The sequence below is a fragment of the Calidifontibacter indicus genome (assembly GCF_003386865.1).
GTDB classification, from domain to species: Bacteria; Actinomycetota; Actinomycetes; order Actinomycetales; family Dermatophilaceae; genus Yimella; species Yimella indica.
The window spans coordinates 265,430-290,763 of the sequence record NZ_QTUA01000001.1 but is presented as its reverse complement, the minus strand read 5'-3'; the positions used below and the strand labels follow the sequence as shown (position 1 = coordinate 290,763).

Annotated in this window: 25 protein-coding genes; 9 read left to right on the top strand and 16 right to left on the bottom strand. The window is 69.6% G+C overall.

Annotated features, from left to right (window positions below; translation table 11 throughout):
- Positions 1-64: 64 nt before the first annotated feature.
- Positions 65-1,330 carry a kynureninase gene (gene kynU / locus DFJ65_RS01340; RefSeq protein ID WP_115921463.1) on the top strand — a complete coding sequence of 422 codons (1,266 nt, stop codon included), beginning with the start codon at positions 65-67 and terminating at the stop codon, positions 1,328-1,330.
- Between the two features lie 121 nt (positions 1,331-1,451).
- On the opposite strand, the gene DFJ65_RS01335 is transcribed toward kynU, so the two are convergent.
- From DFJ65_RS01335 to DFJ65_RS01325, 3 genes are read right to left on the bottom strand one after another with little or no spacing between them, the layout of a single operon-like run.
- On the bottom strand, positions 1,452-2,690 hold the full coding sequence (locus DFJ65_RS01335) for an RNA polymerase sigma factor (RefSeq protein ID WP_115921462.1): 1,239 nt from the start codon (positions 2,688-2,690) through the stop codon (positions 1,452-1,454).
- A complete protein-coding gene (locus DFJ65_RS01330; RefSeq protein WP_115921461.1) occupies positions 2,680-3,069 on the bottom strand; it encodes a YciI family protein in 390 nt (129 codons plus the stop codon). The genes DFJ65_RS01335 and DFJ65_RS01330 overlap by 11 nt, the downstream gene beginning before the upstream one ends.
- Before the next feature lie 36 nt (positions 3,070-3,105).
- Entirely contained in the window at positions 3,106-3,504 is a 399-nt protein-coding gene (locus DFJ65_RS01325) for a YciI family protein (RefSeq protein ID WP_115921460.1), read from the bottom strand.
- 373 nt (positions 3,505-3,877) lie between these two features.
- On the opposite strand from DFJ65_RS01325, the gene DFJ65_RS01320 reads away from it, so the two are divergent.
- Positions 3,878-4,396, top strand: coding sequence for a DinB family protein (locus DFJ65_RS01320; RefSeq protein ID WP_115921459.1), 519 nt, complete (start codon positions 3,878-3,880; stop codon positions 4,394-4,396).
- A gap of 69 nt (positions 4,397-4,465) precedes the next feature.
- Here DFJ65_RS01320 and DFJ65_RS01315 read toward each other — a convergent pair whose 3' ends face one another.
- From DFJ65_RS01315 to DFJ65_RS01285, 7 genes are all read right to left on the bottom strand, one after another.
- Complete coding sequence (locus DFJ65_RS01315; RefSeq protein ID WP_115921458.1) at positions 4,466-5,851, bottom strand: DUF2786 domain-containing protein; 1,386 nt, start codon at positions 5,849-5,851, stop codon at positions 4,466-4,468.
- 144 nt (positions 5,852-5,995) lie between these two features.
- Positions 5,996-7,624, bottom strand: a complete 1,629-nt coding sequence (locus tag DFJ65_RS01310; RefSeq protein WP_115921457.1) for a DHA2 family efflux MFS transporter permease subunit — start codon at positions 7,622-7,624, stop codon at positions 5,996-5,998.
- Between the two features lie 167 nt (positions 7,625-7,791).
- The gene (locus tag DFJ65_RS01305) at positions 7,792-8,715 is read right to left on the bottom strand and encodes a glucose 1-dehydrogenase (protein WP_115921456.1); all 924 of its coding nucleotides are present in this window, start codon (positions 8,713-8,715) and stop codon (positions 7,792-7,794) included.
- A gap of 86 nt (positions 8,716-8,801) precedes the next feature.
- Positions 8,802-10,859 (bottom strand): catalase, encoded by a 2,058-nt coding sequence (locus DFJ65_RS01300; protein ID WP_115921455.1) that lies wholly within the window; start codon positions 10,857-10,859, stop codon positions 8,802-8,804.
- Between the two features lie 125 nt (positions 10,860-10,984).
- The gene (locus DFJ65_RS01295; RefSeq protein ID WP_115924039.1) at positions 10,985-11,605 is read right to left on the bottom strand and encodes a response regulator transcription factor; all 621 of its coding nucleotides are present in this window, start codon (positions 11,603-11,605) and stop codon (positions 10,985-10,987) included.
- 116 nt (positions 11,606-11,721) lie between these two features.
- Entirely contained in the window at positions 11,722-12,510 is a 789-nt protein-coding gene (locus tag DFJ65_RS01290; RefSeq protein WP_115924038.1) for a GTPase domain-containing protein, read from the bottom strand.
- A 134-nt stretch (positions 12,511-12,644) separates the two neighbouring features.
- Positions 12,645-13,376, bottom strand: a complete 732-nt coding sequence (locus DFJ65_RS01285) for a hypothetical protein (protein ID WP_115921454.1) — start codon at positions 13,374-13,376, stop codon at positions 12,645-12,647.
- Positions 13,377-13,530: 154 nt separating this feature from the next.
- On the opposite strand from DFJ65_RS01285, the gene DFJ65_RS01280 reads away from it, so the two are divergent.
- The 6 genes from DFJ65_RS01280 to DFJ65_RS01255 are packed head-to-tail and all read left to right on the top strand — an operon-like array spanning position 13,531 to position 19,735.
- Complete coding sequence (locus DFJ65_RS01280) at positions 13,531-14,676, top strand: glycosyltransferase family protein (protein ID WP_147301268.1); 1,146 nt, start codon at positions 13,531-13,533, stop codon at positions 14,674-14,676.
- The gene (locus tag DFJ65_RS01275) at positions 14,673-15,857 is read left to right on the top strand and encodes a zinc-dependent alcohol dehydrogenase (protein WP_115921452.1); all 1,185 of its coding nucleotides are present in this window, start codon (positions 14,673-14,675) and stop codon (positions 15,855-15,857) included. Before DFJ65_RS01280 ends, DFJ65_RS01275 begins: the two co-directional genes overlap by 4 nt.
- A complete protein-coding gene (locus DFJ65_RS01270) occupies positions 15,854-16,855 on the top strand; it encodes an SDR family NAD(P)-dependent oxidoreductase (RefSeq protein WP_115921451.1) in 1,002 nt (333 codons plus the stop codon). The genes DFJ65_RS01275 and DFJ65_RS01270 overlap by 4 nt, the downstream gene beginning before the upstream one ends.
- Entirely contained in the window at positions 16,852-17,910 is a 1,059-nt protein-coding gene (locus DFJ65_RS01265) for a glycosyltransferase (RefSeq protein WP_115921450.1), read from the top strand. The genes DFJ65_RS01270 and DFJ65_RS01265 overlap by 4 nt, the downstream gene beginning before the upstream one ends.
- A complete protein-coding gene (locus DFJ65_RS01260) occupies positions 17,907-18,869 on the top strand; it encodes a glycosyltransferase (RefSeq protein ID WP_115921449.1) in 963 nt (320 codons plus the stop codon). Before DFJ65_RS01265 ends, DFJ65_RS01260 begins: the two co-directional genes overlap by 4 nt.
- On the top strand, positions 18,866-19,735 hold the full coding sequence (locus DFJ65_RS01255; RefSeq protein ID WP_115921448.1) for a glycosyltransferase family 2 protein: 870 nt from the start codon (positions 18,866-18,868) through the stop codon (positions 19,733-19,735). The genes DFJ65_RS01260 and DFJ65_RS01255 overlap by 4 nt, the downstream gene beginning before the upstream one ends.
- A 36-nt stretch (positions 19,736-19,771) precedes the next feature.
- Here DFJ65_RS01255 and DFJ65_RS01250 read toward each other — a convergent pair whose 3' ends face one another.
- The 5 genes from DFJ65_RS01250 to DFJ65_RS01230 all read right to left on the bottom strand — a co-directional run bounded on the left by DFJ65_RS01250 (position 19,772) and on the right by DFJ65_RS01230 (position 24,417).
- Positions 19,772-20,563, bottom strand: a complete 792-nt coding sequence (locus DFJ65_RS01250) for a DUF305 domain-containing protein (RefSeq protein ID WP_211308331.1) — start codon at positions 20,561-20,563, stop codon at positions 19,772-19,774.
- A gap of 2 nt (positions 20,564-20,565) precedes the next feature.
- Entirely contained in the window at positions 20,566-21,246 is a 681-nt protein-coding gene (locus tag DFJ65_RS01245; protein WP_115921447.1) for a thioredoxin-like domain-containing protein, read from the bottom strand.
- 126 nt (positions 21,247-21,372) lie between these two features.
- The gene (locus DFJ65_RS01240) at positions 21,373-22,080 is read right to left on the bottom strand and encodes a response regulator transcription factor (RefSeq protein ID WP_211308330.1); all 708 of its coding nucleotides are present in this window, start codon (positions 22,078-22,080) and stop codon (positions 21,373-21,375) included.
- 129 nt (positions 22,081-22,209) lie between these two features.
- Positions 22,210-22,932, bottom strand: coding sequence for an alpha/beta fold hydrolase (locus tag DFJ65_RS01235; protein WP_115921446.1), 723 nt, complete (start codon positions 22,930-22,932; stop codon positions 22,210-22,212).
- A gap of 90 nt (positions 22,933-23,022) precedes the next feature.
- The gene (locus DFJ65_RS01230; RefSeq protein WP_115921445.1) at positions 23,023-24,417 is read right to left on the bottom strand and encodes an amidase family protein; all 1,395 of its coding nucleotides are present in this window, start codon (positions 24,415-24,417) and stop codon (positions 23,023-23,025) included.
- A gap of 227 nt (positions 24,418-24,644) precedes the next feature.
- On the opposite strand from DFJ65_RS01230, the gene DFJ65_RS01225 reads away from it, so the two are divergent.
- Positions 24,645-24,941, top strand: coding sequence for a hypothetical protein (locus tag DFJ65_RS01225; RefSeq protein ID WP_147301267.1), 297 nt, complete (start codon positions 24,645-24,647; stop codon positions 24,939-24,941).
- A 2-nt stretch (positions 24,942-24,943) separates the two neighbouring features.
- Here DFJ65_RS01225 and DFJ65_RS01220 read toward each other — a convergent pair whose 3' ends face one another.
- Positions 24,944-25,195: a hypothetical protein gene (locus DFJ65_RS01220; protein WP_115921443.1), complete on the bottom strand. Its 252-nt coding sequence runs from the start codon at positions 25,193-25,195 to the stop codon at positions 24,944-24,946.
- Positions 25,196-25,334 lie beyond the last annotated feature (139 nt).

The window sequence follows — 25,334 nt, the reverse complement described above, 5'->3', positions numbered from 1 at the left end:
GAGCGGTGCAGATATGGTCGGTTCGAGGTCGGCAACGGCGCCGACCAGACCCGGAGGAGCCAGCATGAGCAACCACGTGCCGTCGACCCGCGGGCAGTGCGTCGAGGCCGACGCGAGCGACCCGCTGGGCGCCTTCCGCGACCGCTTCCAACTGCCCGAGGGTGTGATCTACCTCGACGGCAACTCGCTCGGTGCGCTACCGAAGAACACCCTCGCCCGGGTCGGCCGCACGATCACCGACGAGTGGGGCCTTGGTCTGATCCGCAGCTGGAACGACGCGTCGTGGTTCACCAAGCCGACCGACGTCGGCGACCGGATCGCGCCGCTGGTCGGGGCGGCGTCCGGTGAGGTGGTGGTGGCCGACTCGACCTCGGCGAGCTTGTTCCAGGTATTGGTGAGCGCGCTGCGGATGCGCCCCGATCGGTCGGTGGTCGTGTCGGAGCGGGACAACTTCCCGACCGACCTCTACATGATCCAAGGCACCCAGGAGTTGCTCGCCGGAGCCGACCGCGACCTCGACCGGCGGCTGATCCACGACGACGGCCCGAGCCTCGACGAGGTGCTGGCCGACGACGTCTCGGCCGTGGTGCTCACGCACGTCAACTACCGGACCGGTCGGATGTACGACATGGCTGCGGTGGCCGAAAAGGTGCACGCCGCAGGCGCATTGGTGATCTGGGACCTCTGCCACAGCGTCGGTGCGGTGCCGGTCGACCTGAACGCCGCGGATGCCGACTTCGCGATCGGCTGCACCTATAAGTACCTCAACGGCGGCCCGGGTTCGCCGTCCTTCCTGTGGGTGCCGGCGAGGCACCAGGACGCCGCCCGGCCGGCGCTCACCGGCTGGCAGGGACACGCGAAGCCGTTCGACTTCACCGTCGACTACGAGCCCGCGCCCGGCATCACCCGCTTCCGCGTCGGCACCCCGCAACTGCTCTCGCTCGCCGGACTCGAGGCCAGCCTCGACGTCTGGGCCGACGTCGACATGCAGGCGGTGCGCACCAAGAGCCTGGCGCTCACCGACCTGTTCATCGCGCTCGTCGAGACCCGACTGGCCGCGTACGACCTCGAGATCGTCACCCCGCGCGACCACGACCGACGTGGCAGCCAGGTGTCGCTGCGCATCGACGGCGGCTACCAGATCATGCAGGCGCTGATCGCGCGCGGAGTCATCGGCGACTTCCGTGCGCCCGACCTGATGCGCTTCGGTTTCACCCCGCTGTACCTCGGCTACGCCGATGTGTGGGACGCGGTGAGCGTGCTGGAGGAGATCCTCACCTCGGGGGTCTGGCAGGACGAGCGGTTCGCGCGGCGCGGGGCGGTCAGCTGAGGCGTCGGGCGCGTCTGGTCGGGCAGATCGGTGTCGCACCAACTCGCGTCAGGCGCGCCTTACTCGGGCGTATCGCGCCGAACCGCGGAGTAACTCGCGTCTGGCGCGACTTCGTGCTTGGTCACCTCAACTCGTCGCGCCGCCGCGACAGGTACGCCCGCTCGGCCGGGTTGCCGGCGAGCTCGATCGCCCGGTCGTACGCCGTCCGCGCCTCCTCGCTGCGGTGCAGTCGTCGCAGTAGGTCGGCCCGCGTCACATGGAACGCGTGGTAGCCCTCGAGCCATTCGCCGAGCCGGTCGACCTGCGCCAATGCGACTGCGGGGCCGTCGAGTTCGGCGATCGCCACTGCGCGGTTCAGCCGGACGACGGGCGACGGGTCGATCGCGACCAGCCGGTCGTAGAGCGCGACGATCTGCGACCAGTCGGTGTCGCGGGCGTCGGGCGCCGCGGTGTGGACGGCGTTCATCGCCGCCTGTAACTGGAAGCGTCCGGGGGCCGGGCCACCGGCGGCGACGGCCGAGAGCCGTTCGCGCACCAGGGCGTGTCCTTCCGCGATCAGCGAGCGGTTCCAGGCACCGCGGTCTTGATCGGCGAGGGTCACCAATTCGCCGGTGCGCGACACCCGCGCCGCGCGACGGGCGTCGGTCAGCAGCATCAGCGCGAGCAGTCCGGTCACCTCGCCGTCGTCCGGCAGGAGGTTGCGTAACAACCGGCCGAGCCGGATCGCCTCGTCGGACAGATCGACCCGCAGCGCGTCATCTCCCTCGCCGGCGAGGTAACCCTCGTCGAAGATCAGGTAGACGACCGCGAGCACCGCCGTGACCCGCTCCTGGATGTCGGCCGTCGAGGGCACCCGGTAGGGGATGTGCGCGGCCCTGATCTTGGCCTTCGCGCGGGTGATTCGCTGCGCCATCGTGGTTTCCTGCACCAGGAAGGCGTGCGCGATCTGGGCGACAGTGAGACCGCCGATCATTCTGAGCGTCAACGCGATTCGTGCCTCGGGAGCGAGCGCCGGGTGGCAGCAGGTGAACACCAGGCGGAGCCGGTCGTCGTCGATCGGGCCGTTCGCGACATGCGGGGTGTCGTCGGAGATCATCAGAGCCGCCTGGTGCTTGGTGTCGCGCTGCGCTTCGCGGCGGATGCGGTCGAGGGCCTTGCGGGTGGCGGTCGTGGTGAGCCAACCGCCCGGGTTGGGTGGCACACCGTCGGCGGGCCAGCGCTCGACCGCGGTCGCGAACGCCTCGGCCGCTGCGTCTTCGGCGATGTCGAGATCGCCGAACCGGCGGGTCAGTCCGGCGACCACCCGCGCCCATTCCTGCTGGTGGACTCGGGTGATCGCGGCGGTGAGGTCAGTCGCCATTCAACATCGCGTCGAACGACTCCTCGGTGTGGAACGGCCGCACCTCGACGGTGTTGCCACAGGCTTTCGACCCCTGTGCCGCGAGTGCGAGCGCGACGTCGAGATCGGGCGCCTCGATCACCCAGAAGCCGCCGAGGTGTTCCTTCGCCTCCAGGTAGGGGCCGTCGGTGATCACCGGTTTGTCACCGCGTCCGTCGACGGTGGTGGCGGTGGTCGCCGGCTCGAGGCCGTTGGCGAACACGAAGTAGCCCTCGCGTTGGAGCTTGTCGTTGAAGGCGCCGGTGTCGGCGAACGACTGCAGCACCTCCTCCTTGGAGTCGTAGGGGCCGAATTCGGCGGGTTCGGTCGGTCCGAAGACGGACATCAGGTAGCGGGCCATCACAGTTCTCCTGGTTCGTTCGTGGTGGGTGGTGGGTCAGGCGCGTTGGCCGAGGGCGTCGGTGGGGCCCACCGTGGTGGCGCCCATGCCGGGGCCACGGAAGCGGTGCACCTCCTGCGGCCAGTCGAGCACCTCGGCCAGGCGCCCGGCCCAGTAGCGGGCGGTGTCGTCGTCGGGCACGTCGATCGCGCAGAACCCGCCGAGGTGTTCCTTGGTCTCGATGTACGGTCCGTCGGTGATGACGGCTTTGCCGTCGACCTTCGTCGCGCTGCAGACGGCGGTCGACTCGTCGAGTCCGCCGTTGCTGTAGAGCAGCACGCCGGCCTCCTGCATCTCGCGCACGAGCGCCTTCGAGGAGACGCCCTTGGTGGCGAGTTCATCAGCGGTGTGCTCCTGCACCCACTCGTCGTTGAAGGTGATGAGGTACTCGGGCATTTCGTTGCTCCTGTCGTGCTGACTCGGTTGTTGTCCAGGGTGCTCGGTGCGAGCGCCCTCACCCATGCCACGAACGGCGGTCGGCCGATACGACAGCCGGCCGAAACTTCTTCGACGAGGTCGCGCAAGGTCCGTCCGGACGGCATCGCTCGGCCTGAATCAACCACCCTCCCACTTCCGCCCGACCGCCCACGAACCCCTGCGCGCACTCCTCGACCGCATCCGCCACCTGCGAAGGTTTGCAGGGCACGCGATGTAGGTGCAGGAATCGGCAAACTTTCGCCGCTGCGAATTGAGGTCGGAAAGTGGCCGGAAGAGTGCCTAGCGTTGGAAAAGGCGGCTGGGACCGTCCCGGCCGGAAGGAGCCAGCGACATGACCGAGCACGACGATCTGATCCAGACCCTCGACCTGCACCGTCAGTTCCTGCTGCGCACCGCCGAAGGCCTCACCGAGGAGCAGGCCCGCAGCAACAGCACCGTGAGCGCACTGACGATCGCCTCACTGCTCAAGCACGTCGCCGACAACGAGGCGGGCTGGGTCGCGTTCGCCGAGGAGGGCGCGAGCGCGATGGGCGGCGACTACGACCCCGACGCCGCAGCCGAGGGCGACTCCGAGGGCGAGGCCGGCGACACCCGTTTCCTGCTCACCGACAACGACACCCTCGAGTTCCTGCGCGGACGCCTGGAGCAGGTGGGGCGCGACACCACCGACTACCTGCGGACGGCCGACCTCGACGCATCGCAGGAGTTGCCGAAAGCGCCGTGGTTCGAACCGGGTGCCCGGTGGACGGTGCGCCGCATCGCGCTGCACCTCATCGCCGAGATGAGCCAGCACGCCGGCCACGCCGACATCATCCGGGAGTCGATCGACGGCCAGAAGACGATGGGCTGACACCCGCCCCGAAAGTTTGTACGACACGCGACGCACGTGCGTGGATCTGCAAACTTTCGGGGTCCGCGGTCAGCGCCGCCCGACCTCGGTGCGGGCGTGCATGTCGGCCTGGTCGGCGGCCTGTCGCCCGTGTCGCCACCCCTCGGGGTCGTAGCTCATCCGGGTGCGTTTGTGGACGACCTCGGGGAACAACCGCGTGGTGGCATCGGCGACGTCCTGTTCGCGTTCGATGAGCGCCGGCAACCGGGCGCCGGGTGTGGATCCGGCGAATTCGGCTGCGGCAGCGCGCTCCTCGACGTCGACCGCTTCCTGTAGGCGTTCGCCGATGCGTTGCGCGAACGACCCGAGGAACGACGACCGGAACGATCGCGACCGCTTGTGCGCGCCCTCGACCGAGCGCTTGCCGGCGGCGGTCATCGCGTTGGTGGCCTGTAGCAGCAGCGAGGTGTAGAGCAGTTCGACGCCGGCGAGGTCGGACGGGAATCCGACGACGGTGGCGAAGCCGAACGCACTGGCCCAGACCACCTGGCAGGAGTTGGCCTCGGCGACCTTCACCAGCAGCAGCACCTTGGGTTGTTCGTACGGGTTGTCGACGCCGATCCGGATGGCGGCCGTGCCGTCCTTGGGTTGATCGGTGCGACTGGCCGCGAGCATCGCCTCGCTGATGCGGTGGCGCGCGATGAGCGACTCCGCGCCGGCGGTGAAGGTCTCGGCCTCCGCCTCGTAGGGCGTCGACTCGGCCTTCGCCAACAACATACGGACGCGGTTCAGAATGCGTTCGTCGACGTCCGACTCTGCCTCGTCAACCGGACGCGTCCACTCGCCCGGGCGAGGGCCGATCGACTCGATCGGCGGCAGGATGCGCAACACGTACAGCGCGCGGGCGGCGGTGTCGACAAGTGTCAGCCAACTCATTCCGTCGGCCCGCGCACCCGTGATCGGGTCGGTGGTCGGTGCCGAGCCGTCGCGCAGTTCGGCCAGCTGCGCGTGCCACGACGGATGGACGGTGTCGCGGGCATAGCAGCGCAACTGATGGTGCATCAGCCGCAGCAGGAAGGCGGCCACCGTCTTGGTGGAGCGCCGCACGGCCATGCGATGGACGTCGGCGGGTTGCCAGCCTCCCTCCCACGCGCGCCGCAGCTCGCTGTCGAGGGTCTGTTGCATCTCGGTGGTGACGAAGGCGCGGGTGACCGGGTGGTCGCAACGAGCGGTCAACCACGCGGTGTAGTCGTCGAAGCGTCGCAGGTCGTCGACCTGGAGAGCGAGTGCCGACTCACCGAACACCACCTTCACCTCATGCCTGGCCTGCCGGGCAAGTTCCTCATCGGAGAGTTCGGACGGTCCGGGCGCGACCGTGCGGCCGAACGCCGTCCCGGCCGGCGTCGACTGCGCGCGGCCGAACGCGTCCCCGGGCGCACCGCGGCGTGGCTTCTGCTTCTTGTGGTTTTTGCTCACCTGGATGTCCTCTCGTCGGCACCGATTGTCACCCGGCCCACCGACACCGACCCGAAGTTGTCCACAGGGGACCGGAAACGCCGAGGCGGGTCCGGGGGAACCCCGGACCCGCCTCGGTTGAAAAACTCGAGATGCAGTGACGACTCAGTGCATCAACACCGGCGGCACGCCGTCGGCGTCGTCGTCGGCGAAGTGCGACTCCTCGTGCTTGCGCGGCATCATCAGCGCCGGGATCAGCGTGAGCGCCACCAGGATCGCCGCCACCCAGAAGGTGTTGCCGAAGACCTTGCCCATCGCCTGGGAGACCGCGTCCATCAGCTTGGCCTGCGCCGTCGTCGGGGTCGCCGTCGCGAGGATCTGCGCGACCTCCGGGAACTTCGGCAGCACGCCCTGGATCTGGGCCGGGTCGGTCATGCCCTTGGTGGCTTCGTGGAAGCCCTGGGCCTGGGAGACGAGCTTGTCGTTCTTCAGCCCGTTGGTCAGCACGACCGACATGATCGCGACACCGATCGACGATGCGACCTGCTGGGTGATGTTGAGCAGGGTCGAACCGCGCGCCACCTGGTGGTGGGTGAGCGTCTTGATGGCCGAGGTCATGATCGGCATCATCGTGGCGCCCATGCCCAGACCCATCACGAACAGCACCGGGATGATGTAGCCCCAGTAGGAGGTCGAGCCGTCGACCTGGGTCATCGCGAACATGCCGCCGATGATCAGGATCAGGCCGAACGGCACGATGCGTCCGACCGGGATCTTGTCGGCGAGCGCGCCGGCGATCGGCATGGTCAGCATCGCGCCGATGCCCTGCGGGGCCACCAGCAGACCGGCGTCGAGCGGGCTCTCACCGCGCACCTGCTGGAAGTAGGTCGGCACCAGCAGCAGACCACCGAAGAACGCCGCGGCGAAGATGAACATCGTGATCGTCGCGACGGTGAGCTGACGGTTGGAGAACAGGCGCAGGTCGAGCAGCGGGTGCTTCGGCTTGAAGCTGTAGATCACGAACGCGATCAGCAACAGCAGACCGACGGTGCCGAAGCCGATGACCTTCGCGGAGAAGAAGGTGCCTTCCTCCGGGATGGAGGAGATGCCGTACAGGAACAGCGCGAGGCCGGGGCTCATCATCAGCATGCCGACGAAGTCGAACGACTCGGTGGGCTCGGGGCTGTCGGACGGCAGTGCCCAGGCGGCGTAGGCGAGCGCGATGAGGCCGAGCGGCAGGTTGATCAGGAAGATCCAGTGCCAGCTGTAGTGGTCGATCAGCCAGCCACCGATGATCGGGCCGAGGATCGGGCCGAGCAGCATCGGCACACCGAGGATGGCCATCAGGCGACCCATCCGCTTCGGGCCGGCGGCTCGGGTCATGATCGTCATGCCGAGCGGCATCAGCAGACCACCGCCGAGGCCCTGCAACACACGGAACAGGATCAACATGTTGATGCTGTTCGCGGCCGCGCACAGCACCGAACCGGCGGTGAACAGGCCGACGGCCAGCATGTAGAGACGCTTGGTGCCGAACCGGTCGGCAGCCCAGCCGGTCAGCGGGATGACGGTGGCCAGGGCCAGGGTATAGGCCGTGACCGTCCACGCCACCGTGGAGTAGGGCAGCGGGTCGTCCGCGCCGGTGAAGGTCGTCTGGAGGTCGGGCAGTGCCACGTTGACGACGGTGATGTCGAGAATCGACATGATGGCGCCGATGACGACGACACCCGCGATCTTCAGGACAGCGCCGTCGATCTTGTCCGGATATTCCGGAGCGGCTGAGGCGGTAGACATGAGGAGTCCTCGTGGGTGTGGGTGCGGAAGAGGCGCACGCACGATCACCACGGCGCCCGGAAGGATGGTACTGGCGTGCCAACCAGGCGCTCAATTCGTTTATGCCCGGGCTGCCGCCGCCCCGCCCCGGCCTCCGAGGCGCGTGGGGGCGGCAGTCCGTCGCCGCGTCAGGGTGTGGTGGCGCTTCCTCCGTTGACATTGAGCGTCTCACCGACCACGTAGCTCGACTCCGGCGAGGCGAGGAAGACGTAGACCGCGGCGACCTCGGTGGGTTGACCCGCACGACCGAGCGCCGTGTCGTGGCCGAACTCCGGAAGGTCCTCGGTCAGCTGACCGCCGGAGGGCTGCAACGGCGTCCAGATCGGGCCGGGTGCCACCGCGTTCACCCGGATCCCCTTCGGCGCCAGCGACTGCGCGAGACCCTTGGTGAAGTTGTTGATCGCAGCCTTCGTGGAGGCGTAGTCGAGCAGCGTCGGCGACGGGTCGTAAGCCTGCACCGAGGTGGTGTTGATGATCGTGGCGCCCGGTTCGAGGTGCGGCAACGCCGCCCGCACCAACCGGAACATCGCGAGGATGTTGATGTCGAACGTGGCTTCGAGCTGCTCGTCGTCGATGTCGGCGAGCTCGTTCTGGGCCACCTGCTTGCCACCGTTGTTCACCAGGATGTCGAGGCCACCCAGCTCGTCGACCACCTTCTCGACGAGCGTCTTGGCGAACTCACGATCGCGCAGATCGCCGGGCACGGCGACGGCCCGACGCCCGGCCGCCTCGACGAGCGAGACGACCTTGTCGGCGTCCTCCTGCTCCTGCTCGAGGTAGGTGATCGCCACGTCGGCGCCCTCGCGGGCGAAGGCGATCGCAGTGGCCGCTCCGATGCCGGAGTCACCGCCGGTGATGAGGGCGCGGCGCCCCTCGATACGGCCGGTGCCGCGGTAGGACTTCTCGCCGAGGTCTGCCTTCGGGGTGAGGTCGGCGTCGGAGCCGGTGCCCGGCTGTTTCTCCGCCGGCGGCGAGATCTTCGGGTAGCGGGTCACCGGGTTCTGCAGGACGAGCTGGTCGGTCTCGGTGGTGTCAGGAGACTTGTCGTTCATCGGTTTCCTTCTGTGCGGGACTTCTCGTGCGGGGGCGTCGGCGTCGCAGGTGGTCGCCCGCGACGCCGACGAGGGTGAGCTGCAGGTCACGCGGTGACGTCGCGCTCCCAGAACCGCAGCGCCGCGAGCTTCGCCACGAAGGCGTCGGCGTCGGTGGCGCTGAGATCGACGAAGCCGTCGTCGACCGCGTCGACACCGGCAGCGGCGAGCAGGGGTGCCGCCGCGGGCAGGTGGCCGATGAACTTCTGGTGGGCGTACGCGTCGCTCACGAAGTTGTTCGCGCTCGCCTTGCGGGCCAGGTCGTCGGCGCAGTCGTCGCCGGGCAGAAGGGCAACCGCGTCGTAGAGCACCGACGGTCCGCCCTCGACCCGCTGCTGGGCCGGTAGGTGCGATCCGTCGCTCAGGGTGACCCCGCCGACGGTCGGTGCGATCACCTCGACCGTGCCGCCGGCGTCGGTGACGGCCTGCTGCACGGCGTTCAGCAAATCGGCGTCGGCGCCGTCGCAGGTGAGGATGCCGAGCTTGCGGCCGGCGAAGCTCGACGGGCCGTTCTTCAGGATCGACAGCGCGTCGGAGGCCGGAAGATCGGTGCGCGGTGCGACCGCCGCCTCGAACGGTTCGGGCAGGTCGAGGCCGAGGCCGTCCGCGACATCGGCCGCGAGCTGCTCGTCGACGTGGCGCAGGTGGGACACGATGCGCGCCCGCACCGACTCCTTCTCGCACTTGCTGAGCTCGAAGACGTAAGCCGCGACGATGTGCTCCTGCTCGACCGGGGTCTGGCTGATCCAGAAGACCCGCGCCTGGCTGTAGTGGTCGGCGAAGGTGGCGGAGCGGTGTCGCACCTTCGGTCCTTGCTCGGCCGCCTCGTAGGAGCGATAGCCCTTGGTGGCATCCGCACGGGGGCCGCGCTCGTCGCCGGTCCAGCTGTTGGGCTCGTAGTTGGCCCGGCCGGTCGGCACGGTCGGCTGCATGGCGCCGTCGCGCTGGAAGTGCGCGACCGGGCAGCGCGGTGCGTTGACCGGAAGGTGGGTGAAGTTGGTGCTGCCCAGCCGGGACAGCTGCGTGTCGAGGTAGGAGAAGTTGCGCCCCTGCAGCAGGGGGTCGTTGCTGACGTCGATGCCCGGCGGGATGTTCTGGGTGTGGAACGCCACCTGCTCGGTCTGGGCGAAGTCGTTGTCGACCGCCGTGTCGAGGGTGAGCCGGCCGACGATGCGCACCGGCACCTGCTCCTCGGGGACGAGCTTGGTGGGGTCGAGCACGTCGAACTCGAACTCCTCGGCGAACTTGTCGTCGAACACCTGGATGCCGAGGTCCCACGACGGCGGGTTGCCCGAGTTGATGGCGTCCCAGAGGTCACGCCGGTGGAAGTCGGGGTCGGCACCGTTGATCTTCACCGCCTCGTTCCACACCACCGACTGCAAGCCGCCGGTCGGCTTCCAGTGGAACTTCACGAAGTGGCTGTCGCCCTCCGCATTCACCAGTCGGAAGGTGTGCACCCCGAAGCCCTCCATGAACCGGAAGGAGCGCGGGATGGCGCGGTCGGACATCTGCCACAGCGTCATGTGGATCGACTCGGGCGTAAGCCCTGCGAAGTCCCAGAAGTTGTCGTGCGCCGACTGGGCCTGCGGGAAGGCGCGGTCGGGAGCTTCCTTCACCGAGTGCACCAGGTCGGGGAACTTGATCGCGTCCTGGATGAAGAAGACCGGGATGTTGTTGCCGACGAGGTCCCAGTTGCCTTCGCGGGTGTAGAACTTCACCGCGAACCCGCGGACGTCGCGAGCCAGGTCGAACGACCCCTTGTTGCCCGCCACCGTGGAGAAACGCACGAAGGTCTCGGTCTTGCGCCCCTTGGTGAAGACGTCGGCGCGGGTGAGGTCGCGAAGGTCCTCGGTGCACTCGAAGTGGCCGCGGGCTCCGTAGCCGCGCGCGTGCACCACCCGCTCCGGGATGCGCTCGTGGTCGAAGTGGAAGATCTTCTCCCGGGCGAGGAAGTCCTCCATCAGGGTGGGACCGCGGTCGCCGACCCGTAGCGAATTCTGGTCGTCGCTGAGCGGAATGCCCTGGGCACTGGTCATGAGCTCGTCGTTCTCGACCGGCTGATGGATCTCGCCCCCGAGACCGCGCGGTTGGGTGGGATCTGTCATTGGCTCTCCCTCGTCGGCGGCCGCCGACGATCGCCCACGGCCGCTCGTGCAGTGATGTCCAGACGTTAGACGTTCGACGGCTGCGGGGAAACACCCGAAGAGGTGGCCCCTGCGGTGTGCGGCCCTCAGTGCTGGATGTCGAACCCGTTGCGCATGGCCCAGGCGACCGCCTGGGCCCGGGTGGAGACGCCGATCTTGCGGTAGGTCGACCGGATGTAGGTCTTGACCGTGTTGATCGACAGATAGCAGACGGCGGTGATCTGCTCGTTGGACAACCCCTGGGTGATGAGGGCCAGCAGTTCCGACTCCCGGGCGCTCAGCCCGGCGCTCTCTCCTGGCCAGGCGGCCAGAAGGTGCGGCTGATTGTTGCCCAGCAGCACCACCTGCTCGCCGTGGTGCACCCGCTCGATGGCGTCGACGAACTCGGGGGCCGTCACAGCCTTGGAGAAGTAGCCCGCAACACCCTGGTCGAGCATGCGTCGGACGGTCTGCGGACTCTCGTCGAAGGAGTAGGCGACCACCTTGTTCTGGCCCGTGCGGGTGAGCTTCTCCAGCACCCCGTCAGCCTTGTCACCCAGCGTGGCGAAGGTGTCGAACATGACGACGTCGACATGTTCGCTGGGCATCTCGCGCACATCGAGCTCCACCACCTCGACCCGGGTGCTGAACGGGGTCAGCAGGCGGGCGAGACCGGCGACGACCAACTCGTAGTCGTTGACCAGCGCGATGCGAACCGGTGACGGCATGTATGCCTCCGAAGTCATTGTCGGACGAATGAATATTCGCTCGGCCTGTCGATGGTAGCCGTGCGGGTGTAGCGCGATGGCCTCCGACGAAGGCGGACGCGGCCGTTGCGTGCCTGTCAGGAGTGACCGGACAACTGCGCCATCCGCTTCTCGAGCGTGGTGAGCAACTGGGCGAGGTCCTTGTCGCCCTTGCCCGCTGCGGTGCTCACGGGCAGCACGTCGACCGACAGCCGGGCGCCGCCGGCCAGGGAACGCAACTCCTCCAACTTGGCGGCGAAGGGCGAACCGCTGCCGGGGGAGTAGTAGCGGACGGCCTCGTCGATGTCGTCGGCGAACAGGTCGGCCTTGGTCACCACGATGACCAGCCAGACCGGCTTGTCACGGCGCACGCACATCGCGGCGATGCGGTGCGCGGTGATCGACCAGTCCTCGAGCTCGGCGGCGAGTTGCTGCTCGCGGGAGGCTTCTGCCGCACCGCTGACCCCTGCCGTACGGCGCGGGGTGGCGTGGCCGTAGGCCACCACGTGCAGGACGCCGTCGACCGGGTCGTCGTGGAACACCTCGTCGAGCGCACCGAGGCGAGTCGCGGCGTTGTCGCCGGGCACAACGCGCAGACGGAAGCCGTGCAGGCGGCTGGTGCGCCGACTGCGGCGTTCCATCGTGGCCGAGCCCGACTCCAGACTCGCCTCCGAACTCGCCTGCTTGGCGAGGCGGTCGGCCAGGCGGGTCTTGCCCACACCGGTCATGCCGGTGACGGCGACGGTCGGGAACCGGCGACGGAACACATGGCTGACCTGCCCCGGTGCGCCGGACAGGGCGGTGATGGCGCTGCCGGCCAGCCCGGTGCCAAGCGCCGCCTTGCCGGAGCCGGCTAGTGCGACCTTGCCGAGACGTGCTGCGTTCATGACTTCCTGTTCCTGGTTCGTGCAGGTGGCGTCGAGCCCGGTGGTGTCCGGACGACAGGCGTTACCGTTCACACCTAACCCGGCCGACGGGGTTCATTGTTCCCGCTGCCGGCAACCACCCCGACGGACGGTGCTCAGCCACCCCCGCCGAGCGAACCGACGGCCCTCGCAACCACCAGCAACGAGATGAACAGCGCCGCCGTGGCCTGCAGTCCCATCAGGCACTTCGCGCGGGCCGACAGCGGCATGGTGTCGGTCGGACTGAAGGCACTGGAGTTGGTCAACGACATGTAGGCGTAGTCGAGGAAGGTCGGCACCCAACCGCTGGTCGTGCTCGCCGAGCGCTTCACCTCGATGACGGTGTCGTCGTTCTCGTCCTGGGAGAACCGCCAGTCGGCCGGAGGCAACTGCGAACGCGGCTTGGTGCGCCTGGCCACCGGGCCGCCCCGGTCGAGTTCCCAGTAGAGCAGGGCGAAGCCGATGACGCCGGTGAGCCACACCTGGACGGCGCCGAGCAGCAGTGCCGGGGCCGAAGCCTCCTCGTCCGACAACGAAGCGACCAGCATCCCGAGGCCGACGAGGTTCGCCACGATGATCAGGCAGGCCAGCATGGTCGACGCGATCCGCGACCACCGACTCTCCTTGTTCATCCGCACCGGATTGGTCACCACGACGGCCGTGAGCAGCAGCAGCGAGAGCACCGGCATGACGAGCCGAGGACCGAACTGCAGCTCGCTCGGCAGCAGCCCGTAGGCCAAGGCGGCGACGACGACCGCTATGGCCGGCGGCAGTCGGTTCTCGCCCGCGGCCTGTCGGCGCCGCTCGCCGTCCTCTCGCGCGTTGTTGTCGAGGTCGTTCTCGACCATCCATCCTCCTCCGGGAGCGGGGCCCCCGCACGGCGGTCGTCCTGCACCGACCGTACTGTCGGACGCCCGGCTGCGTCGTCACTTCCGTCGAGGCTCGCCGATTCAGTCCTCAAGGGTGTGGCCGGGGGTCGCGCGACTGCCTAGCGTCAGGACCATGTCCCAGGATCCCGCGCACGTCCGTGTTGCGTCCGTGCCGGCCGATCACGTCTACGTGCGTCATCTCGATCCCGACGCGGGGCAGGCCACGGTGGTGCGGTTGCCGGATCCACCCACCGGGCAAGCGGGCCGGTGGTGGCCGCCGGGCATGTTGGAGCCGCAGTGGGTGCGCGCCAATGTCGACCGGTTCGATCTGATGCACATTCACTTCGGTTTCGACGCCCGATCACCGGAACAGCTGCAGGAATTGGTCGATGCACTGGACGAGGCGGGGCGCCCGCTGGTGTTCACCGTGCACGATCTGCGCAATCCCCACCACCAGGAAAGCGACCTGCACGATGCGCAACTCGACGTGCTGGTGCCCGCGGCGGCGGAGCTGATCACGCTCACCCCCGGTGCCGCCCAGCAGATCCGCGCCCGATGGGGCCGCGAAGCACGCGTCCTGCCCCACCCCCATGTCTTCGACCTGGACGACGTCGGAGCGCCGCGACAGGAGCGGGAGGACGGGCAGGAGTTCCGTATCGGCTTGCACTGCAAGAGTCTTCGCGCCTGCATGGACCCCGAGCCGATCATTCGCACGATCGTCGGCACATTGCCGTCGCTGCCCGGCGCCGTCCTTCAGGTCGACGCCCACTGCGACATCATGGATCCGCACAGCAGCAACTACGCACGCAGCCTCGCGACCTATCTGCGAGAGCTCGAGGAGGTCGGCGCGATCGACCTGCGGGTGCACGACTACTTCACCCACGAGCAGCTGCGCGACTACCTGCGCTCGCTCGACCTGTCGGTGTTGCCGTACCGCTTCGGAACGCACTCCGGGTGGGCCGAAGGCTGCCACGACCTCGGCACCGGTGTTCTGGCCCCGGCGGTGGGGTTCTACAGCGACCAACTCGACTGCTTCGTCTATCGCTGGAGCGAGTTCGGCGGGATCGATCGGGGCAGCCTGCGCATGGCCCTGCGCAACGCCTACGACTCGCGCGGTCGGCATGCGATCATCAGCTCGGCCGAACGCCGCCTGCAGCGCGACCGGATCGCGCGCGCCCACGACCTGATCTACCGCGAGGTGCTGTCGGCAGCTCGCGGACACGAAACCCACAGCGCCGCCAAGGAGCTCGCGCTCGACTCGGAAGGAGCAGCACGATGAAGGCACTCACCTGGCAAGGGGTTGAGGACGTACGGGTCGAAGAGGTGCCCGACCCCGTGCTGCAGGAACCCACGGACGCGATCGTGCGCGTCACCTCCACCGCGATCTGCGGCTCCGACCTGCACCTGTACGGCGTGCTCGCCGCCTACCTGACTCCGGGTGACGTCCTGGGCCACGAGTTCATGGGCGTGGTCGAGGAGGTCGGGTCGGGCGTGAGCCGGCTGAAGGTCGGCGACCGGGTGGTGGTGCCGTTCACCATCGCCTGCGGCCATTGCTGGATGTGCGAGCGCGGTCTGTTCGCGCAGTGCGAGACGACCCAGAACAAGGAACACGGAACGGGCGCGAGCCTGTTCGGCTACACCAGCCTGTACGGGCAGGTGCCTGGCGGGCAGGCCGAGCGGGTGCGGGTGCCGCACGCCGACTTCGGCCCGGTGAAGATCACGTCCGACCACCCGGACGAGCGCTTCCTCTACCTGTCCGACATCCTGCCGACCGCCTGGCAGGGCGTGAAGTGGGCCGGTGTCCCCGAAGGCGGCAGCCTGTGCGTGCTCGGGCTCGGCCCGGTCGGGCAGCTCGCCGTGCGCTCGGCACGCCACATGGGCATCGAACGTGTCATCGCCGTCGACCGGGTGCCCGAGCGGCTCGCCACCGCGCAGCAGTGGGGCGCGCAGGTGATCGATCTCGACGAGGTCGACGACGTCGCGGACGCGGTGCGCGACCTCACCGACGGCCGTGGCGCCGACGGTGTGCTCGACGCGGTCGGCATGGAGGCGCACGGCGCGCCGGTGGCCGAGCTGCTCGTCAAGGCAGTGGCCCGCCTGCCCAAGGCCCTTGGCCGGCCGGCCATCGAGCATTTCGGCATCGATCGACTGGCTGCATTGCACACCGCCATCGACGCCGCGCGGCGCGGCGGCACGGTGTCGATCAGCGGCGTCTACGGCGGCGCCGTCGACCCGATGCCCATGCTCACCATGTTCGACAAGGGGCTCACCTTCCGGATGGGGCAGTGCCACGTGCGGCAGTGGACCGACGAGTTGTACGACCTGGTGTCCCAGGACGAGGACGTGTTCGGGTTGGAGTCGCTGGCGACCCATCACGTGCCGTTGGTCGACGCCCCGCAGATGTACCGCACCTTCCGCGACAAGCAGGACGGCTGCCTGAAGGTGGTTCTGAAGCCGTGACCGGTCATCCGGTGGCGATCGTCCTCGGTGCCTCGCGCGGTCTCGGCATGTTGTGCGCCGGCGAACTCGCGTGCCGCGGGCACGAGGTGGCCCTGGCCTCCCGGTCACGGCAGCGGTGCGACGAGGCCCGCGAGCGCCTCGCGCAGCTCGGCGTGCCGGCCGACCACTTGCATTCCTACGAGTGCGATGCCCGCGATCCCGATCAGGTCGCGGCGCTCGTCGAGCAGGTCGAGGTCGATCTCGGGCCGGTGGAGGTCGGCCTGCACGTGGCCGGGATCATCCAGGTGGGCCCGTGGTCGCAGTGGGAGCGAGCGCAGTTCGAGGATGCGATCGACACCATGCTGTGGGGGCCGATCAACTTCTGCCTGCCCCTCGCGCGGCGGATGGCCGAACGCGGGTCGGGGCGACTGGGCGTCGTGTCGTCGGTCGGGGGTCTGGTGAGCGCTCCGCACCTGCTGCCCTACAGCACAGCGAAATTCGGAGCGTTCGGTTTCAGTCAGGGCCTCGGCGCGGAGCTTGCGGGCACCGGCGTGAGCGTCACCTCCATCGCCCCGGGACTGATGCGGATCGGTTCGCATCGTGCAGCTCAGTTCACCGGCGACCGCGCCGCCGAGTACGGCTGGTTCGCAGCCGGTGCCAGTGCGCCGTTGCTCGCCATCGACGCCGACCGGGCAGCGCGCAGGGTGGTCGGCGGACTGCTCGCCGGACGTCCGTTCGTCACCTTCACCCCGCTCGCCCAGGTGGGCGCTCGCGTGCACGGCGTGGCCCCGGGACTCACTCGCCGGGTGCTCGGCGCGGTGTCGCAGCTGCTTCCAGCCACGTCCGAGGAGAACGCCGGGTTGGAACCGGGTCATCGGGTGGAGGGCGAGCTGTCCGCGAAGCGCAGGGCCGCGCTCCAGCGGATCACGACGCTCGGACGTCGTGCGGCCGACCGCAACCTCGAGCCGTCCGTCGACGGTCAGCAGCCCGGGACGTCGTCCGGGACGGGGAGTCGATGACACGAGTCGTGCTCATCGCCAACGCGCGGGAGCCGATCGCAGAACCGTTCCCCGGGGGCCTGGAATCGATGTGTTGGAACCTCGCCAAGGGGCTGCGCCGGCACGGGATCGAGGTCGAGTTGTACGCCGGTCCGGGGTCGGATCCCGCGCTGGACGTGCACATCCTGCCGGTGCGCGAGCACGTGCTGAGCCGGGCCGCCCGCGGCGACGTCTCGATGCCGCCCGAGGACTTCGTGATCGAGCACTTCGCCTACCAGGACCTCATGGTGTCGCTGCGCGGTCGCACCGACATCGACGTGGTGCACAACAACAGCCTTCACTACCTGCCGCTCGCGATGGCCCCCTCCATCGGGACGCCGATGGTGACCACGCTGCACACTCCGCCGACGCCCTGGCTCGAGCCGACGATCCGCCACCTGTCCGACCCACGGGCGAGGTTCGTCGCAGTGAGCCGGCGCACCGCCACGGTGTGGCGGGAGGTGGTGCGCTCGTCGACGATCTACAACGGGGTCGACACCGAGCGGTGGGCGGCAGGGCCCGGTGGCAACGCCCTGGTGTGGTTCGGACGCATGGTGCCGGAGAAGGCGCCGCACCGGGCCATCGAGATCGCCCGCGCCGCCGGACGCGAGCTCGTGCTGGCCGGTCCACGCAGCGACCGGCGCTACTTCGACGAGCATGTGCGACCGCACTTGGGAGGCTCGGTCAGTTACGCCGGCCACCTGTCGACGTACGAGTTGAGCGGGTTGGTCGGTCGATCGGTTGCCTGCCTGGTCACCTCCCAGTGGGACGAACCGTTCGGGCTGGTCGTGGCCGAAGCGATGTCGTGCGGCACCCCGGTCGTCGTGTTCGACCGCGGCGGCATGGCCGAGATCGTCCGCGAGGGCGGCGGCGAGGTCGTGGCCGACGACGACCGGGCGGCCGCTGCCGCCGTCGATCGGGTGGTCGGGACGGACCGGGCCACGGTGCGCGAGATCGCGGTGCGTAGGTTCTCGATCGACCGGATGGTGCGCGACTACGTCGACGTCTACACCGCGATGAGCGGCGGCGGCCGATGATCGGTTGGTACGTGCACCACCACGGGGGAGGGCACCTGCGCAGACTGCAGGCGATCCGCCCGCACCTGCGCCACCACGACGTAACCGTGCTGAGTTCGCTGCGCAGGCCCGACGACTGGCAGGGCGACTGGGTGCACCTGCCGATGGACCTCGGCGCCGACGCCGACCCCACGGCGCACGGCGCGCTGCACTGGGCGCCCACCGGTGTGCCCGGCTATCGGGAGCGCATGCGTCTGATCGCGGCATGGGTGGCGCAGCACGACCCCGCGTTGTTCATGGTCGACGTGTCGGTGGAGGTCACCGCGCTGGTGCGGCTGCTCGGGGTGCGCACCGCCACCGTGGTGATGCCCGGCGACCGTTCCGACCGGCCGCATCGCACCGGCTACGACCTGGCCGACCTGCTCATCGGACCCTGGCCGGCGGGAGCCCATCGGTTGCCGGCCGGACCGGCGGAGCGTGTCGTGGCGGTCGGTGCGATCAGCATGTTCGACGGGGGCCGGCGGCCGCCGCTGGAGCCCGTGCCCGGACGTGTGCTCGTGCTCAACGGCTTGGGCGACGGACCGAGCCTGGCGGACATCGACAAGATCCGGCAGCGCGTCGGCGGCGAGTGGATCGTGCGCGGCGGACGAGGTGAGCGCAGCACCGATCTGTGGGCCGACCTGACGTCGGCCGAGGTGGTGGTCACGCATGCCGGGCAGAACGCCGTGGCCGATGTCGCTGCAGCGCGCCGCCCCGCAGTGGTCGTCGCCGCCGAGCGGCCGCACGAGGAGCAGGTGGCGACGGTGCGTGCGCTACGCCGAGCCGGTCTCGGCGTGCCGTTGGAGTCGTGGCCCGACCTCGACCGCTGGCCGGATCTCCTCGAGCAGGCCCGGCGCCGCGGTGCCGAGGGCTGGGATCGGTGGAACCCCGGCAACGGGGCGCAGCGAGCCGCCGACGCCATCGAGGACGCCGCCCGATGACGAAGGTGGCGGTGCTCACGATCGTGCACGGCCGACACGATCACCTCGCCGCGATGCTCGACGGGTGCGCGCGGTCGCTGTGCGCACCCGACCTCGTGGTCGTCGTGGCGATGGACGACCCCGCGGTCGAGACCCAGGTGCGTCACGCACCGCTGCCGACCCGCGTCCGACGGATCGAGCGCGCGCCGGGCGGGCTGCCGCTGGCGGCGGCCCGCAACCTGGCGGCGCGCACCGCGCTGGAGCAGGGCAGCGACGTGTTGGTCTTCCTCGACGTCGACTGCATCCCCGGTCCGTCGCTGATCGGTCGCTACCGCGACGTCGTCGAGGCCGAGACGGCGCAGCAGCCGGTGGTGGTCGCCGGCGAGGTCGGCTATCTGCCGCCCACCACGTGGGGGTACCGGCCCGAGGAGCTGGCGCAGCTGGGTCGACCGCACCCCGCACGACCGGTGCTCACCGTCGACGAAGTGCGGGTGGCCGACGACCTCGATCTGTTCTGGTCGCTCTCGTTCGCGATGAGCGCGCGGTCGTGGCGCACCGTCGGCGGCTTCGACGAGCAGTACGTCGGCTATGGCGGCGAGGACACCGATTTCGCGATGCGGATCGGCGCAGCCGGCGGCTCGATGGTGTGGGCCGGTGGCGCGACCGCCTACCACCAACACCACCCGTCCGAGAATCCGCCGGTCGGTCACCTGCACGACATCGTGCGCAACGCCCACATCTTCCGGCGCAGTTGGGGCCGCTGGCCGATGGTGGGCTGGCTGGAGGAGTTCGCGCGGCGCGGCCTGGTGCGTTTCGACGGCGACACCCTCGAGGAGCTCCGGGTCACCCAGCCAGGCGCAGCGGCAACGGGCAACCGCGAGCCGTGAGCCGGCCGACGCACGAGGCCGGACGGACGGGTCGGATCACCCGGACTGCTGCCCCTGGGGCCACGGAACTGCGCCGCGCTGCTTGAGCATGTCTGTCATCAGGTTGATCTCACCGGTCTGACCCTGCACCATGCTGCGGGCCAAGCGCACGACCTCGGGTCGGTCGGCCGCGCCGACGGCCGCCTGCGCCATCTCCACACCGGCGCGGTGGTGCACGATCATCAGTTGGAGGTACAGGATCTCAGCGTTTTTGCCGGTGGCCGCCGAAAGCCGCTGCAACTGGGCGCTGGAGGCCATGCCCGGCATGCGTCCGTCGGCCAGCAGCATCTGCCCCTGCGGCAGGCCGGTGTGGTGATGGCCGGTCTTCTTCATCCAGTCCATCCGCTGACCGTTGACCGCGAGCGGCAGACCCCAGGTCTGCAACCAGGCCATCATCTGACCGCGCTGGTTCTCCTGCGTGGTGACGACGTCGTAGGCGAGGGTGCGCACGTCGGTCGACGTCGACTTGCTGCGGATGGTCAGCGACATGTCGACCGCCTGCGCGTGGTGGGCGGTCATGTCGCGGGCGAACCCGGCGTCGACGCTGTCGTCGGCGGGGTAGTGCGGCTTGCCGAGCGAGTAACCGCTCAGCACCGCGAGCACCAGGGCGGCGATCGCGGCGACCGTGATCAGGAACGGTCGCCGCGCCTCGTGCCAGCTCAGGGGTTTGCGCTCGGCGCGCTCCGGCCCGTGGGCCTCGTCCCCGTCCGGTTGCCCGTCGTCGTTGCCGACGTACTCGTCGTCGAGGTCGTCGAGGTCGACGTTCGGCTCGACACGCGGATCGGGCACGGTCACATGCCGCCGCCGATCTTGCCGGTGTTCGGGTCGTAGGCGCCGGTGCAGGACGCACCGGGCTCGGGGGTCTGCTGGCCCTGCAGGTAGGTCTTCACGAACTCCTGCACGCGCGGGTCGCCGGCGGAGTTGACGCGCAACTGCACACCCCACGCGCTGAGCGTGATCGGCGAAGCCTGCGACGGGATCTTCGACATCAGCATGTAGTCCTGGCCGGCGATCTTCTTCAGCGCGGCGACGTCGGACGCGGACGCCTTGTCGTTGGTGGTGATCCACACGGCGCCGTGCTCGAGGGTGTGCACGGCGTACTGGTTCGGGATGACCTTGTCGTAGATGCCGCAGTTGGCCCACGCCGCGTTGTGGTCGCCACCGACCGGCGGGTTCATCGGGTAGGTGGCGGCGGTGGTGATGTGGTTGCGACCGAGGCCGGTCCACTCGTAGAGGCCCCTGATCGGGGTGTTGACCTGCTTCGCACCGGCCAGCCCGTCGCCGGTCGCCGCCTGTTTGCTGGAGTTCTCGCTGGCGATCAGTGCCCAGCCGCCGCCACCGATCGCGGCCAGCACCACCACGACAGCGGCGATGATGCCGATCTTGCGGTTGCGTTCGCCGCGCGCCTGGCGGGCACGTTCCTCGGCGAGGCGCTCCCGACCGGTCTTCGTGGTCGTCTCGGGTCTGGGCACGTTCTGCTCCCTGCTCGGTGGATCGGGCGACGCCCGTCGACGCGCGCCATCGTAGTTCGCCGACCTTTGGGTGATCGCCGCGCGCCATCGGCACGCGGCGATCACGAGGTCGCCACAGCAGAAACGTCAGCGGGTCGTTTTGCGTTCCGGTCGAAAGCCGTGACGCAACGCCCACGCGACCGCCTGGGCCCGGGTGGCCACGCCGGCTTTGCGATAGGCGGCCCGGATGTACGTCTTGACGGTGTTGATCGACAGGTAGCAGGTGCGCGCGATCTCGTCGTTCGACAAGCCCTGGGCGATGAAGCCCAGAATCTCCGACTCGCGCTCGGTGAGGCCGAACTGCTGGCCCGGCCACGCCGGCATCAGGGGCTCGCCCGCCGGCGCCTTCGCGAGTTCGACCACGCGCTCGCCGGCGGCGATGCGTTCCAGTGCGGCGACGAACCGGTCGGTCGGCACCGCCTTGGAGATGTAGCCGTCGGCGCCGGCCGCGATGTAGTCGCCGACGGCCTGCTCGTCGTCGATGAACGAGTACGCGACCAGGTGGGTGACCTGGTCGGTCGCGAACAGGCCGCGCAGGTCGGCGGCCGTCGCCGTCGCGGCGAAGGTGTCGTAGACGGCGACGTCGACCGGCTGGGTGGGCTCGGAGTTGAGGTCGAGTTCCACCACCTCGACCCGGTCGGCGTACGACTCGAGCAGCGAGGCGATGCCGGCTACGACGACCTCGTAGTCGTTGACCAACGCGATCCGCAGCGGCCGCGTGACCGTGGGGGCCGCTCCGGTCGAGGTGGCGGTGGGGAGCAGCTTGGAGACGGGGAGTCCGCCGGTCGCGGTCACGGTGAGATTTGATCCTTCGTGCTGGTGCCTGCCGGACGGGCCGGCGCGGGCCGAGAGGTTTCGGGCCCGAATTCAGGATAGATAACCGGTGTCGGCCGGCGCGCCGACCCTGCCCACCCTTGCGGGTGTTTACCCGAGCCCGGCGTCGGCACTCACCTCGTCGGCCTCGTCGGCGATCAACTGCGCGAGCGCCTCGGGCGCGGTGAACATCGGCCAGTGGCCCGAGTCGAGGTCGAGCAGGTCGAGGTGCTTGGCGTCGGCGAGTTCGGGCAGGTCGCCGGCCTCGATCCACTCGTCGGCCTGTGCGGGCGAGAACTCCGGGCAGATCAGGAAGACCGGCACGTCGTGGCGGCGTTCGTCGCGGTAGGCGACCACGGCCTCGGCGACCCCGCCGGGCACCGGGTGGGCGGACCCGGCGACCCGGCTCTTGAGGTCGTCGGACATGTCCGCGGTGTCGGCTCCGGCGAACGGTTCCCAACCCGGGAACGCCATGACGCCGCCCTCGAGGGGGAAGAACGCCGCGTACTGCTCGCCGGCGGTCGACGGGAAGCCGCCGATGAGGCCCACCCGGGCGATCGCGTCGGGACGCGCGTCGGCGGCCAACCAGGCGAGGGTGCACGCCGCGCTGTGACCGACGACCACAGGACGCTCGGCGGAGTCGGTCGCGTCGATTGCGTCGATCGCCTCCAGCACGGCGTCGAGTTGGTCCTGCAGGGTGGCGTCGGCGTTGCCGTCGCCCTGGCCGGGCAGCGCGACCGGGATGCCCCGGTGACCCTTCGCAGCGAGCGCGGGCACCACGTCGTCCCAGGCGGTGGTGTCGAGCCAGAGCCCGGCGATGAGCAGAACGTCCACGATGTGTGTCCCTTCGAGTTCGGTTGCGACAGAACCTAGGTGCGATCCCGGACGTTCGCCGTCCGGATGTGCGCGGGGTCAGAGGAGGGCTCAGATCTGCGGCAGGAACTGCGGCGCCGGCAACGGCCCGTTGTCGGCGTCCCGCGCGGCCTCGTAGGCCCGTCCGATCGCCAACAGGTCGGCCTCGCTGTGCGCACCGCCCCAGAACGTGACGGCCACGGGCAGTCCGGCGGCGAGGCCGCTCGGCACGGTCAGCAGCGGGTAACCGGCCTGCGCCGCGGGCGAGGTCGCCGATCCGGCGGCATGCTCTGGGTTGACGTGGTCGATCAGGAAGGCCGGTGGGTAGGCCGGTGAGACGAGCGCGTCGAGTTCGTGCTCGGCGAGCACCTTGTCGATGCCATCAGCCCGGCTCGCGCGCCGGCACCGGTCGAGCGCCGCGAGATATTCGGGCGAGCCGACCTCGGGGCCGGCGAGCGCCTGCTCGAACAGCGACTGACCGAAGTGCGGCAACTCGCGGTCGGCGTGCTCCCGGTTGAACTCGACGATGTCGGCGAGGCCCCGCGGCCCCGACCCGGGACGGGTGGCGAGGTATTCGGCCAGCCCGGCCCGAAGCTCGGCGAGCATGACCAGCAGTTCGTCGTCCCACCCGATCGGCGGCAGGTCGGTGTTGTCGACGACCGTCGCACCGGCCGCCGACAGCAGCTCCAGTGCCCGCTCGGCGGGGTCGTCGGCGTGCGCGCTGTAACCCCAGTAGTCCTTGCGAGGCACCCCGATTCTCTTGCCCTGCAACGGTTTCGACTCGGCGGCGGGCAGGTCGTAGGAGGTGCCGGTGAGCACCGACAACAGCGCGGCCGCTTCGTCGACCGTCGCGGTGAGCGGTCCGGGGGAGTCCTGCGACGACGAGATCGGCACGATCCCGTCGCGCGGCACGAGGTCGACCGTCGGCTTGAGTCCGACACACCCGTTGAACGCCGCCGGGCAGGTGATCGAACCGTCCGTCTCGGTGCCGATCGCGAAGCGGGTGATCCCGGCGCCGACCGCGGCCCCGCTCCCCGAACTCGACCCGCCGGCGGACCGGTTCAGGGCGTACGGGTTGCGGGTCAGCCCGCCGTACGCGCTCCACCCGCTCACCGAGTTGTCGTCGCGGATGTTCGCCCATTCGCTGAGATTCGTCTTGCCGAGCAGCACCATCCCGGCCTCGCGCAGCCGGCGCACCAGCGTCGCGTCGGCGGACGGGTGCGGCACGTCGGCCAGCGCCAGCGACCCCGCCGTCGTCGGCAGGTCGGCGGTGTCGATGTTGTCCTTCACCAGCACCGGCACCCCGTGCAACGGCCCGCGCGGCTGTTCGGCGTCGCGGGCGGCCGCCTGATCGCGGGCGTCGGGCGCCGGCGTGCAGATCGAGTTGATCAGCGGCTCGACCTCCGCCATCCGGGCCAGGGCCCGTTCGACCTGTTCGACGCTGCTGGTGGAGTTGCTCGAGCCCATGGCGTGATGCTCCCACGCCGGCGGCCGACCGGTCCGAGTGACGCCCGCAGTCCGTGCGCCGGAGGTTCGTAGGTTGGGTGCGTGCGCACGCCCACCGTCGTCACCCTGCCCGCCCGCCCCGACCGAGCCAACGAGGACGCCGTCGCGCTCGGCGACGGCATCGCCGTCGTGGTCGACGGGGCCGGACTGCCGAAGGAACTACGACAGGGGTGCGATCACGAGGTCGCGTGGTTCTCCCGGGCGATCGCCGACGCGTTCCGCGACCGGCTCGCCGCCGGGATGTCGATGAAGGCGGCGCTCGCCGCGACGACCTGGTGCGGATCGTCGCGGCCAGCGACGGCGGCACCCGCGGGTTTCAACTGTTGCACGCGCAGTCGCTGGACGAATTCGGCCGGGCCGCAGCCGATCCCGCGACGGTTACCGCTGTCGTGCGAGCGGCGGAGAGCGCCCGGCGGGAGGTGTCGGAGCGCGACGGCACCAAGGTGCACGACGACCTCACGCTCGTCGTGCAGGAGTTCGGCTGAGGTCAGCGGGCGCGGTTGCGCACGTGGAAGGGCTCGGGGCCGCCGTCGCGCGCGATGACGTCGAGCACCTCCTGCGGCGGGGTGGTGCCGCGCTGCTCGTGCGCGGCCTTCACCCGCTGGGCCCGCTCGAGGCGAAGGCGTGATTTCGGGTCGCCCTGAGTGGTGACCTGCGCCGGACCGAAGACCGTGAGCCCGGCGTACTCCAGACGCCACAGCATGCGGTATCCGAGTCCCAGTCCGGTCTTGTCCTTCATCCCTCGTCCTCTCCGAAACGCTTTGTCGACCAAAGCTAATCCTACATTGTGTCGTAGTTCGGGTCGGCGCCGTCGACGGCGGCGCGAGGACTAGCCTGGCGGCTGCGCCGAATGCGGGTCAGCGGCGGCGAGTCAATGA